At 47.0% G+C, this 12,156-nt stretch carries 11 protein-coding genes; 5 read left to right on the top strand and 6 right to left on the bottom strand.

Annotated elements, in window-relative coordinates:
* Positions 1-13: 13 nt before the first annotated feature.
* On the bottom strand, positions 14-841 hold the full coding sequence (locus tag ICN42_RS11130) for a pyruvate, water dikinase regulatory protein (protein WP_216254770.1): 828 nt from the start codon (positions 839-841) through the stop codon (positions 14-16).
* Positions 842-947: 106 nt separating this feature from the next.
* Between ICN42_RS11130 and ppsA the strand changes: the two genes are divergently transcribed.
* Entirely contained in the window at positions 948-3,350 is a 2,403-nt protein-coding gene (gene ppsA, locus ICN42_RS11135; RefSeq protein ID WP_216254771.1) for a phosphoenolpyruvate synthase, read from the top strand.
* Positions 3,351-3,425: 75 nt separating this feature from the next.
* Here ppsA and ICN42_RS11140 read toward each other — a convergent pair whose 3' ends face one another.
* The 5 genes from ICN42_RS11140 to smpB all read right to left on the bottom strand — a co-directional run bounded on the left by ICN42_RS11140 (position 3,426) and on the right by smpB (position 8,180).
* Complete coding sequence (locus tag ICN42_RS11140; protein ID WP_216254773.1) at positions 3,426-4,307, bottom strand: proteasome-type protease; 882 nt, start codon at positions 4,305-4,307, stop codon at positions 3,426-3,428.
* A 61-nt stretch (positions 4,308-4,368) separates the two neighbouring features.
* Positions 4,369-5,166: a transglutaminase family protein gene (locus ICN42_RS11145; RefSeq protein WP_216254776.1), complete on the bottom strand. Its 798-nt coding sequence runs from the start codon at positions 5,164-5,166 to the stop codon at positions 4,369-4,371.
* A gap of 8 nt (positions 5,167-5,174) precedes the next feature.
* Positions 5,175-6,155 carry an alpha-E domain-containing protein gene (locus tag ICN42_RS11150; protein WP_216254778.1) on the bottom strand — a complete coding sequence of 327 codons (981 nt, stop codon included), beginning with the start codon at positions 6,153-6,155 and terminating at the stop codon, positions 5,175-5,177.
* A 15-nt stretch (positions 6,156-6,170) separates the two neighbouring features.
* Positions 6,171-7,583 (bottom strand): circularly permuted type 2 ATP-grasp protein, encoded by a 1,413-nt coding sequence (locus ICN42_RS11155; protein ID WP_216254780.1) that lies wholly within the window; start codon positions 7,581-7,583, stop codon positions 6,171-6,173.
* 144 nt (positions 7,584-7,727) lie between these two features.
* Positions 7,728-8,180, bottom strand: coding sequence for an SsrA-binding protein SmpB (gene smpB, locus ICN42_RS11160; RefSeq protein WP_216254783.1), 453 nt, complete (start codon positions 8,178-8,180; stop codon positions 7,728-7,730).
* A 26-nt stretch (positions 8,181-8,206) separates the two neighbouring features.
* On the opposite strand from smpB, the gene ICN42_RS11165 reads away from it, so the two are divergent.
* The 4 genes from ICN42_RS11165 to guaA are packed head-to-tail and all read left to right on the top strand — an operon-like array spanning position 8,207 to position 12,131.
* Positions 8,207-8,638 (top strand): type II toxin-antitoxin system RatA family toxin, encoded by a 432-nt coding sequence (locus tag ICN42_RS11165; RefSeq protein ID WP_216254786.1) that lies wholly within the window; start codon positions 8,207-8,209, stop codon positions 8,636-8,638.
* Entirely contained in the window at positions 8,631-8,981 is a 351-nt protein-coding gene (locus tag ICN42_RS11170) for an RnfH family protein (protein WP_216254789.1), read from the top strand. The genes ICN42_RS11165 and ICN42_RS11170 overlap by 8 nt, the downstream gene beginning before the upstream one ends.
* A 26-nt stretch (positions 8,982-9,007) precedes the next feature.
* Complete coding sequence (gene guaB, locus ICN42_RS11175) at positions 9,008-10,474, top strand: IMP dehydrogenase (RefSeq protein WP_215386071.1); 1,467 nt, start codon at positions 9,008-9,010, stop codon at positions 10,472-10,474.
* Between the two features lie 49 nt (positions 10,475-10,523).
* Entirely contained in the window at positions 10,524-12,131 is a 1,608-nt protein-coding gene (guaA, locus tag ICN42_RS11180) for a glutamine-hydrolyzing GMP synthase (protein ID WP_216254792.1), read from the top strand.
* Positions 12,132-12,156: the final 25 nt, after the last annotated feature.

Genomic DNA, 12,156 nt, shown 5'->3' on the forward strand with positions numbered 1-12,156 from the left:
ACAAAGCAAAGCGCTAGCCTAAGATTGTCTTATCCGACTTAATGGATTGCAAGACCGTAGTAGCAATCTCTTCAATTGATTTACTCGTTGTTACCACCCAAGGTATGGATTCTTTTTTCATCATGGCAGTGGCTTCATTAATCTCGTAGCGGCAGTTTTCTAGTTTGGCGTAGTTGCTACCAGGGCGCCGTTCATTGCGAATCTCGGATAAGCGTTCGGCATCGATCATTAGGCCAAAAATCTTATTTCTGTAGGGAATCAAATCCTTTGGCAACTGCCCACGTTCAAAATCTTCTGGAATAAGGGGGTAGTTGGCCGCTTTCATGCCATATTGCATTGCCAAGTAAAGACTGGTTGGCGTTTTACCTACCCGAGAGATGCCTACAAGAATGACATCGGCCTCCGCTAGGTTGCGGTTCGATTGGCCATCATCATGGGCCAGGGAGTAATTGATCGCCTCAATACGGTTCTTGTAGGCCTCAGTATCGGCATTGTGGTGCAGGCGGTTCATGGCATGAGTAGACTTGACCCCCAGGGCTTGCTCTAATGGCGCCACAAAAGTCTGGAACATGTCCAGAATCAAGCCATTGGCCTTGCCGACAATCTTATTCAGTTCGGGGTTCACCAAAGTGGTGAAGACAATGGGTTGAACCCCATATTTAGTGGCCGCCTGGTTGATGCTAGAAACGGCGTCATGGGCTTTTTCAGGGCTATCCACAAAGGGTACTCGAATATGCTTAAAAGTGGCCTCAAATTGAGCCAAAATCGACTGGCTGAAGTTCTCAGCAGTAATTCCGGTACCGTCAGAAACAATAAAAACAATGCGGGTTTGGGTAGACATGAGGTTGGCCTAAAAGTCGTGGTCAGCACTACAATATGTAGTTAATGAAGTATGCCGTATTTTATTCGGCCGCTCGACCAGTTTCCTTATCTTTAGAGAGTATTTTATGTCCAACCAACAGCAACAAAGTAACGATGTAGCAAATGCCTATGTTTTGCCTTTTGAGCAACTCCGAATGACTGATGTTGAATCAGTTGGCGGTAAAAATGCCTCACTCGGTGAAATGATCTCTCAGTTGTCTTCCGCTGGCGTTCGTGTGCCTACTGGATTTGCAACCACCTCATTGGCGTTTCGTGATTTCTTAGGGCACAACAATTTGACTGAGCGCATTCAACAGCGTTTGGAAAATCTCAATATTGATGATGTTCGCGCTCTAGCTGAAGCTGGTAAAGAAATTCGCGGCTGGATTGAGGCTGCTCCGTTTCAACCTCGCCTGGATGAAGAGATTCGTACCTCATTTAAAAAATTAGATGATTCTGGTAATGGTTCTTTCGCGGTGCGCTCCTCTGCAACTGCAGAAGACTTGCCTGATGCTTCATTTGCGGGACAACAAGAAACCTTCTTGAACGTCGAAGGCATCGACGATGTTCTAAAGAAAATTCGTGAAGTATTTGCCTCCTTATATAACGACCGTGCGATTTCTTACCGCGTTCACAAAGGCTTTGCTCACGCTGAAGTAGCCTTATCTGCTGGTATTCAGCGTATGGTGCGCTCTGACTTAGGCGCTGCTGGCGTCATGTTTACTCTGGATACTGAGTCTGGGTTTGAGGATGTAGTGTTTATTACTTCAAGCTATGGCTTGGGTGAGACTGTGGTGCAGGGCGCCGTCAATCCAGATGAGTTCTATGTATTCAAAACGACTTTGGCGCAGGATAAGAAGGCAATCATTCGTCGCTCCTTAGGCTCTAAGTTAATTCAGATGCAGTTTGCTCCTGCAGGCTCTGCCGAGAAAGTAATCACTGTTGATGTTGTTCCAGAAAAACGCAATCGTTTTTCATTGGAAGATGCTGACATTACTGAATTAGCAAAATACGCCGTTATCATTGAAAAGCACTATGGTCGTCCAATGGATATCGAGTGGGGCAAGGATGGTCAAGATGGTCGTATCTATATCCTCCAAGCACGTCCAGAGACGGTGAAGAGTCAGGCTGCCGGCCAAGTAGAGATGCGTTACAAACTGAAGGGTACCTCCAAGGTTCTCGCTAAAGGGCGTGCCATTGGTCAAAAGATTGGTGCGGGTCCAGTTCGCGTTATTCGTGACCCAAGCGAGATGGATCGCGTTCAGCCAGGTGATGTATTGGTTGCCGATATGACTGACCCTAACTGGGAGCTGGTAATGAAGCGCGCTTCCGCGATTGTGACTAATCGTGGTGGTCGTACTTGCCACGCAGCCATTATTGCCCGTGAGTTAGGTGTTCCTGCGGTGGTGGGTTGTGGTGATGCGACCGAGCATCTGCAAGACGGCATGATGGTGACCGTATCTTGTGCGGAAGGTGACGAGGGTCATATCTACGATGGCTTGATTGAAACTGAAGTGACTGAAGTTTCTCGTGGCGTATTGCCAGAGATCCCAGTCAAGATCACCATGAATATCGGTAATCCTCAGTTGGCCTTTGATTTCTGCCAAATTCCGAATGCGGGTGTTGGCCTGGCTCGTCTCGAGTTCATCATTAATAACTACATTGGTGTACATCCACGTGCTGTGCTGGAGTACCCCAACATTGATCCCGACCTCAAGCGTGCCGTAGAAAGCGTTGCTCGCGGTTACGCAAGTCCACGCCAGTTCTATGAAGATAAATTGGTTGAAGGTGTAGCTACCATTGCTGCTGCGTTCTATCCAAAACCAGTGATCGTTCGTTTGTCTGACTTTAAGTCAAATGAGTACAAAAAACTTATCGGTGGATCACGCTATGAGCCGGATGAAGAAAATCCAATGCTCGGTTTCCGTGGCGCATCCCGTTACGTGTCTGCAGATTTCGGCGAAGCCTTTGCCTTAGAGTGCGCTGCTATGAAGCGTGTTCGTGAAGACATGGGCCTGGATAACGTGGAGATCATGGTGCCGTTTGTTCGCACCATTAAGCAAGCTGAGCGCGTGATCGATATGATGGCGAAGCTTGGCCTCAAGCGTGGTGAAAATGGCTTACGCCTCATCATGATGTGCGAGATTCCATCGAACGCTATTTTGGCTGATCAATTCCTCGAACATTTTGATGGATTCTCAATCGGTTCAAACGATATGACCCAGTTAACCCTGGGTCTGGACCGTGACTCCGGTATGGAATTGCTGGCAATTGACTTTGATGAGCGCGACCCTGCAGTTGAATTCATGATTGCACGCTCAATTGAGGCTTGCCGTAAGCAAAATAAATACGTTGGTATTTGCGGTCAAGGCCCTTCAGATCACCCAGACTTTGCGCGTTGGTTGGTGGCTAAGGGTATTACTTCAATCTCACTCAATCCGGATAGCGTGATTGCTACCTGGGAAATGTTGGGTAAGAAAGAAGTCTAAGTATTCGGTTTTGGATTTAGTTTAAAAGGCCTAGATGAAAACTCTAGGCCTTTTGTTTTATAGCAATCAGCAAAATTAACGCTTAGCTTTCGTAACTACTTTTTTCTTTACGCCTATCTTGTTGGTAGTTCTAGCAGGTGTAGCCACCTTCTTCACAGCCTTACCAGCACGATGTATGGGAACAGAGCCCATTTTCTTGGCAGCCGAGGCAATCGATTTTGATGGTGTAGCTCCAGACCAGCTTGGTTCAGCGATTGAATTAAAGGCGGCACGTAACTTCTCGCCCCAGAGTTGATGAATCATCTTAAAGTAAGGATTGGATTCATCTATGGTGACAAGCTTGTTGGCTTGTAAGGAGTTTTTCTCGTAGACCAATAGATCTAGTGGCAGACCCACAGAAATATTGCTGTTTAAGGTCGAATCCATTGAAATGAGCGCGCACTTAGTGGCAAGATTGAGTGGCGTATCAAAATTGAGCACTCGATCTAAGATAGGCTTTCCGTATTTAGATTCTCCGATTTGGAAATAGCATGTCTCAGGTGTAGCTTCAATAAAGTTGCCAGCGGAATAGATATTAAAAAGTCTTGGGCGCTCACCTTTAATCTGACCGCCAAAGATGAGATTGCAATTGAAGTCAATGCCCGCTTTTTCAAGGGCCTCATGATCTCGGTCGTAGACCTGCTTAACGGCATCCCCAATTACTACGGCGGCATCATGGGTATTCTCTACATTCCACAGATTCTTTCCATTAAGGAGTTGGCCCTGCAATAAAATTTCTTTAACAGCTTGAGTAATCGCAAGATTGCCAGCACTCATCAGGGTAAAAAATCGATCTTTATCCTTTTGAAATAAAGACATCTTTCTGAAGGTGCCAATTTGATCAACGCCTGCATTGGTACGGGTGTCTGATAAAAAAACTAAACCATCTTTTAGGCAAAGCCCAACACAATACGTCATCCTGAAGCCTCTTTAATTATTTCTTGGAATTATCTCTTACTTGGCTTCAATCATGACTGCATTAGTTCGCTTGCGTAATTGAGATGCTGGCACTTAATTCCTCGCCACCACCGCCAGAACGAACCCCTTTAACAGGGGCTGCTGAGTAGTAATCTCTACCAATCGCAAGGCGGATATGGCGGGCATCAATGAAGCAAGCGTTGGTAATATCGACGCTAATCCAAAGTCCTTTATCAATGTCAGCGCAAAAATCAATCCAGGCGTGACTAGCCAGGTTTGGAGAGTCCTCAGCAAAGAAGTATCCACTGACGTAGCGAGCTGGAATACCCGAGGCGCGACAAAGGCCCAGCATGATATGGGCATGATCTTGGCATACGCCCGATTTCATTGCAAAAGATTGCGCTGCCGTCGTAGCGAAATTGGTTTGGCCGGGAAAGTAGAGAATGGCGCTTTGCACTGCAGCCGCCAATTTCATTACCTCATCCACTGAATTCTTCTTTGGAATAGAGGGGGAGAAGAATTCCAGCATTTCTGGTGTAGGTTCGGTTAAAGGTGTTTGTTGAAGCAAGTGATATGGGGATACCGCTTTGGGCTCGTCAAGAAATTCAAAGGCATCTTGAGTGTGCACTTCACCTTCAGCTTCAATCATCATCGAGGTGTAGGAGGCCTCTTGAACAAATACACTGCAGAGATTTCCAAAGGCATCATAAGAATTGCTTGCTTTAATTGGCGTGCTGACTTTCCACTTGTCAATTATTTGACCAGCTATATCCGGGGGTGTGAGGCGTAGCTCTTGGATAGAGTAGTGCACTGGCGTTTCATAGCGGTATTCAGTACGGTGACGAATCTTCAGGTGCATAGAGATCTTTAGGCTACAGCTAGTGGAATGAGATAGGCATTACTGAACTCATCAGCAATGTGATTAATGCGCTGCAAGAACTCTTCAATGAATTCTTCTAGCCCTTGTGAGAACACTTCATCAATGTCTGAATAGTCTAGGCTTGCCTTGAGCTTACCTAGTAGTCGTTCGATTTCCTTGGACTGTTGATTTTTTACTTCTGAAATCAATGGAATCAATTCGTTGACACAGCTAACCAGCGAGCGTGGCATTTGCTTGTTAAAAATTAACAGCTGCGCAACTTGCTTTGGGGTTACTTGATCAGAATAGATCTGGCGGTAAATTTCAAAGGCGGAAACTGAGCGAAGAAGAGCTGCCCAATGATAGAAATCAAAGAAGTCTCCATCTGCACCATCGGCTTCAACCTTCTTATCCGTGCGGAGTACTTTAAGGGTTGCTTGGTCTTCATATTTGGTTTCCAGGATACGAGCAGTGTTATCGGCGCGTTCCAGAAGCGTTCCTACATTCATGAAGTAAAAGGCTTCATTCTTGAGCATGGTGCCATGCATTACGCCCCGAAATAGATGGCAGCGATGCTTAACCCATTCAAGAAGTCTGCTGGGGTCTGCTTGATTGCGGGCCTCAAGAATGCGTTGCAATTCAAGCCAAGTGGTATTTTGAGTTTCCCAGGCTTCGGATGTAATTCTTCCCCGAATAACACGGGCATTTTCTCGAGCGGCAAATAAGCAGGACACGATGCTGGAAGGATTGCTGGTTTCATAGATCATGAAGTCCAAAACATTCTCACGGGTGACTACATCGTATTTCTCCATGAAGGACTCTTCTAGCTTGGAGATAGTGAGCAACTTCTTCCAACTTTGCTCTAAAAATTCTGCAGGCTGCGGAAGGAGGGAGGTCTGGTGGTTGACATCCAACATGCGGGCAGTATTTTCTGCGCGCTCTGTATAGCGGGCCATCCAGTAAAGGCAATCAGCGGTACGACTCAACATATTTACTTATCCCTTTTATTCTTCTAGAACCCAAGTGTCCTTAGTGCCGCCACCTTGTGAGGAGTTCACGACCAAAGAACCTTCTTTGAGGGCAACGCGGGTAAGGCCACCTGGAACCATTTTGATTGTTTTGCCCGACAGAACAAACGGACGAAGATCGATGTGGCGTGGCGCAACACCAGACTCAACAAAAGTGGGGCACGTGGAGAGCGCAAGTGTTGGTTGGGCAATATATTTATCTGGATTGGCAATCAAATGCTTGCGGAACTCTTCTATCTCCGCCTTGCTAGATGCTGGTCCAACTAACATGCCATAACCTCCAGCGCCATGCGTTAGCTTCACTACCAACTTATCTAAATTAGCTAAGGTGTAAGCGAGGTCATCTGGCTTGCGACATTGAAATGTGGGTACGTTATTAAGAATAGGTTTCTCACCTAAATAGAATTCAATCATGTCAGGCACATAAGGGTAGATGGATTTGTCATCAGCAATGCCAGTGCCAATAGCGTTAGCCAAAGTCACATTACCCGCGCGATGCGCGGATAGCAATCCAGCAACACCTAGGGTTGAGTCTGAGCGGAAGGCGAGGGGGTCTAGGAAATCATCATCAACGCGACGGTAGATCACATCGACTCGTTCAGGCCCTTGAGTGGTCCGCATGAAGACTTGCTCGTTCTTCACAAATAAATCTTTTCCTTCAACCAGCTCAACGCCCATTTGTTGGGCCAGGTAGCTGTGTTCAAAGTAAGCGGAGTTATACATGCCTGGAGTTAGCACTACGACATTAGGCTTCTTAACATCATCGGGCTTAACGGATTTAAGACATTCCAGCAGAAAATCTGGATAGTGCTCTACGGGTGCAACTCGATATTTCTGGAATAGATCGGGGAAGAGTCGCATCATCATTTTGCGATCTTCAACCATATAAGAAACACCAGAGGGGACGCGCAGGTTATCTTCTAGAACATAGAACTCACCTTCACCAGCGCGCACGATATCGATTCCGGCAATTTGGGCATAGATATCACGAGGTATGTTGACGTTACGCATCTCGGGGCGGTATTGCGCGTTGTTATAGATTTGCTCGGCGGGAATGATTCCTGCCTTAATGATTTCTTCTTCGTGATAGACGTCGTAAATAAAGCGATTGAGTGCTTTAACCCGTTGACGTAGGCCAGACTCTAACTGTTCCCACTCTTTTGCGGTAAATATACGTGGCACTTGATCGAAGGGGATGGTTCGCTCAGACCCCAGATCATCTCCATAGACGGCAAAGGTAATGCCGACTCGTCGGAATATCAAGTCAGCTTCAGCGCGCTTGAGACCCATGAGGGTGTCACTCTGCTGCTGAAGCCATTGATGGAAAACTTGGTAATGGGGACGCGCTTTTCCGCTGGCGTCGAGCATTTCGTCAAAGGGCAATTTCATAGTTACAAACTAATGCCTTTGGAGTTAACTGCAGGGGATGGAATGGGGCGGCTTGGTGCCTTATTGCACTTTATTGGTGCATAAATGCATAAGAATTGTTCTTTAGGGTTAGTTGCACCCAGTTGGCTTACCTACTACAGCAGCTTAAGCGTTGAGATCGCCTCTAGCAATTCGTCCCTTTTGAACTTCCCATTCACGCTCTTTAGTAGCGGCGCGCTTGTCATGTTGTTTCTTGCCCCGAGCTAGTCCGATCTCGCATTTCACATTCCCTTTGGAGAAATGCAAGTTCAGAGGAACCAGTGTGTAGCCCTTTTGTTCAACTTTGCCAATCAGCTTTTTAATCTCAATCGCATTGAGGAGGAGTTTGCGGGTACGGGTACTCTCGGGAACTATATGAGTGGAGGCCGATAGTAGCGGGGTGATGTGACAGCCGATCAGGAATAGCTCCGCCCGACGGATGACAACATACGCTTCTTTAATGTGGACTCGACCAGCGCGAATGGCTTTTACTTCCCAGCCTTCCAGAACCAGTCCTGCCTCGAACCGTTCCTCGATAAAATAATCGAAGAAGGCTTTTTTGTTATCGACGATACTCATATTTATTTAGCTTCTCAAGATCGATTATGGCAGACGTCAACAAGACCGTTTTAATTGGCCAATCAGCCGACCGCATGTATGGCTTAGTAACTGACGTTGCGCGTTACCCTGAATTCTTGCCCTGGTGTGGTGGCGTGGAAATTTTTGAGCAAACTGAGACTGTTTTGGATGCCAAAATCAACATCCACTTTAAGGGTATTAATCAGTACTTTCACACCAGAAACGTCAATCATCGCCCCGAAACCATTGATATGGTCTTCGTAGACGGCCCTTTTAAGCACTTTTCTGGGCAATGGAACTTTATCCCACTCAAGGAAGATGCTTGTAAGGTGGAATTCAAGCTCCATTGGGAGTTCAAGAGCGTCATCCTAGACAAGATCATTGGCCCCGTATTTGGTCATATTGCCGGCACCTTTGTCGATTGTTTCGTCAAGCGAGCTGAAGACCTCTATGGCTAGTCGTTCAATGGAGATTCTGATTTGCGATGCTCGCTTGGGCGAACCCAAGTTAAGCCCATTTTTAATGCATTTTGAACCCTCCGAGACCCCTACGGTAGGCCTGGCCCTGATCAAAGCTGGAATCGCTCAAGATTCTGAAGATCCCATCTTGGCTAGAAAAGGCTGTTTTGGCGTCTTTGGGAAGCGTAAAGATTGGGATAGCCCAATTTATGAGGGCGATCGTTTAGAGCTGTATTCAGAGCTCCTAGTAGACCCCAAGGCTGTCCGCCGTAAGAAGGCCAACCAGAACCAGGATGCCAAATTCCAGGCTGCCGCAGCTAAAAGAAAGGCTAGGAGGCTATAATCGGTTTTTGCGACTAGGGGTTTTGCATGCGACTCATTCAAAAAGCACTCACTTTTGACGATGTGCTCCTTGTACCGGCTTATTCTTCGGTACTTCCTCGAGATGCCAGCTTGGCAAGTAAGTTAACTCGAGATATTTCACTCAATACACCGTTGGTGTCCGCAGCTATGGATACCGTTACTGAAGGCCGTCTGGCAATTGCTATGGCCAGCGAAGGTGGTATTGGTATTGTTCATAAAAATCTCAAGCCTGCTGAACAGGCTAGGGAAGTGGCTAAGGTCAAACGTTACGAGTCTGGCATCTTGCGTGATCCGATTACGGTGAGCCCTGATGTCACGCTTCGCCAAGTCATTCAACTTTCTCGTGAGCATGGTTTCTCTGGATTCCCAGTGCTGACTGGTAAAGAGGTGGTCGGCATTATTACCAACCGCGACTTACGCTTTGAAGAAGATTTAGACGCACCGGTTAAAACCAAGATGACTCCACGTGAGCGCTTGATTACGGTTAAAGAAGGTTGCTCGCTCGAAGAAGCAAAGCGCTTGATGAGTCAACACCGCTTGGAGCGTGTCCTGGTTGTCAATGACAAGTTCGAGTTGCGTGGCCTGATTACCGTTAAAGATATTTTGAAGGCTACTGAGCATCCAAATGCTTGTAAAGATAGCGAAGGTAAATTGCGCGTTGGCGCTGCTGTTGGCGTAGGTCCCGATAATGATGAGCGTATTGAGCTCTTGGTACGCGCAGGCGTTGATGTGATTGTGGTGGATACCGCACATGGTCACAGCCAAGGGGTATTGGATCGCGTTAAGTGGGTTAAGAAGAACTATCCACACGTTCAAGTGATTGGCGGCAACATTGCTACTGGTGATGCTGCTAGAGCACTGGCTGACCATGGTGCTGATGGCGTTAAGGTAGGTATTGGCCCAGGCTCAATTTGCACAACCCGGATTGTCGCGGGTGTAGGTGTTCCTCAAATTAGCGCGATTGTGAATGTAGCTGCTGCTCTCAAGGGTACAGGTATTCCGTTAATTGCTGATGGTGGTGTGCGTTACTCAGGTGATGTTGCCAAAGCATTGGCTGCTGGCGCAAGTTCCGTCATGATGGGTGGTATGTTTGCTGGCACTGAAGAGGCGCCTGGCGAAGTATTCCTATACCAAGGCCGTTCATACAAGAGCTATCGCGGCATGGGTTCTTTGGGTGCGATGGCGGACGGTTCTGCCGATCGTTATTTCCAGAGTGATATTAGTGCAGCGAATGCTGAGAAGTTAGTGCCAGAAGGTATTGAAGGCCAAGTTCCCTACAAAGGTAGTGTCCTTGCGATCTTGCATCAACTGACGGGTGGCATTCGTTCTTCAATGGGTTACTTGGGTTGTAAGACGATTGATGAACTTCATGAGAAAGCGAATTTTGTGGAAATCACTTCAGCGGGTGTACGCGAGTCACACGTTCATGATGTGAAGATCACCAAGGAAGCGCCAAATTACCACATTGATTAATAAGTAAACAAAAGCTGAAATTTAGGCTGAATTAAAGACTGGCTCTTTCGTGCACGACAAAATACTCATTCTCGACTTTGGTTCCCAAGTCACCCAACTGATTGCCAGACGCGTGCGTGATGCCCGCGTCTATTCAGAAATTCATCCTTACGATTGCGATCCAGAATTCATTCGCAAATTCATTCAAGAGCAGGGCGGTCAGGGAATTATTCTTTCTGGTGGACCAAGCTCTGTTACGGAGGCGGAAAGTCCTCGTGCACCGCAAATCGTTTTTGAATTAGGTGTCCCCGTTCTTGGTATTTGCTATGGTATGCAAACCATGGCAACCCAACTCGGTGGCGCCGTTGCTTCTGCTGAATCCCTGGGTAAGGCACGTGAGTTTGGTTATTCAGAAGTACGTGCTCATGGCCACACCAACTTGCTTAAAGGTATTCAAGACTTTTCTACCAGTGAAGGTCACGGCATCCTGAAAGTGTGGATGAGTCATGGTGACTCAGTAACAACATTGCCACCCGCTTTCAAAATGATGGCTTCAACTGAGTCATGTCCTATTGCCGGTATGGCTGATGAAGAGCGTCGTTTCTATGCATTCCAGTTTCATCCTGAAGTAACCCATACATTACAAGGTGAGGCTATCTTGGGTCGCTTTGTACACGAGATCTGTGAGTGCAAACCAGATTGGGTAATGGGTGACTATATTAGCGAGGCGGTTGAACATATTCGTAAGCAAGTCGGTGATGAAGAGGTCATTCTCGGTTTATCTGGCGGCGTTGACTCTAGCGTGGCAGCAGCATTAATTCATCGCGCGATTGGTGAGCAACTTACTTGCGTGTTTGTCGATCATGGTTTACTTCGCTTAAACGAAGGCGACATGGTGATGGAGATGTTTGCCCGCAACCTCGGCGTCAAAGTCATTCGGGTGGATGCTAAAGAAAAGTTTATGTCTGAGCTGGCTGGTGTTGCAGATCCAGAGGCGAAGCGCAAAATCATCGGCAAAGAATTCGTTGAGATTTTCCAAGCGGAGTCTGGCAAGATTAAAAATGCCAAGTGGCTTGCTCAAGGAACCATTTATCCAGACGTGATTGAGTCTGCCGGTAAAGGTAAAAAGGGCGCGCATACGATCAAGAGTCACCACAACGTGGGCGGCTTGCCTGAAGACATGCATCTCAAGCTGCTTGAGCCATTGCGCGAATTGTTCAAAGACGAAGTACGTGAACTTGGCGTTGCCCTAGGCTTGCCACGCGAGATGGTGTATCGCCATCCGTTCCCAGGTCCTGGCCTTGGTGTGCGCATCTTAGGTGAAGTGAAGACTGAGTTTGCAAATCTTTTGCAACGTGCTGATGCTATCTTTATTGAAGAATTACGTAATACGATTGATGAAGCGAGCCAAAAATCTTGGTATGACCTTACCAGCCAAGCTTTTGCGGTGTTCTTGCCAGTGAAGTCTGTAGGTGTCATGGGTGATGGTAGAACTTATGAATACGTTGTAGCCCTCAGAGCAGTTCAAACGCAAGACTTTATGACTGCGCATTGGGCTCACTTACCGCATGATTTACTAGGTAAGGTATCTAATCGCATCATTAATGAAGTACGCGGTATTAATCGCGTGGTCTATGACATCAGCGGAAAACCTCCAGCAACCATTGAGTGGGAATAGGCGACTTCAGTCTGCCTTTGCCCAT

This window comes from Polynucleobacter sp. 71A-WALBACH (genome assembly GCF_018882365.1).
Classification (GTDB): domain Bacteria; phylum Pseudomonadota; class Gammaproteobacteria; order Burkholderiales; family Burkholderiaceae; genus Polynucleobacter.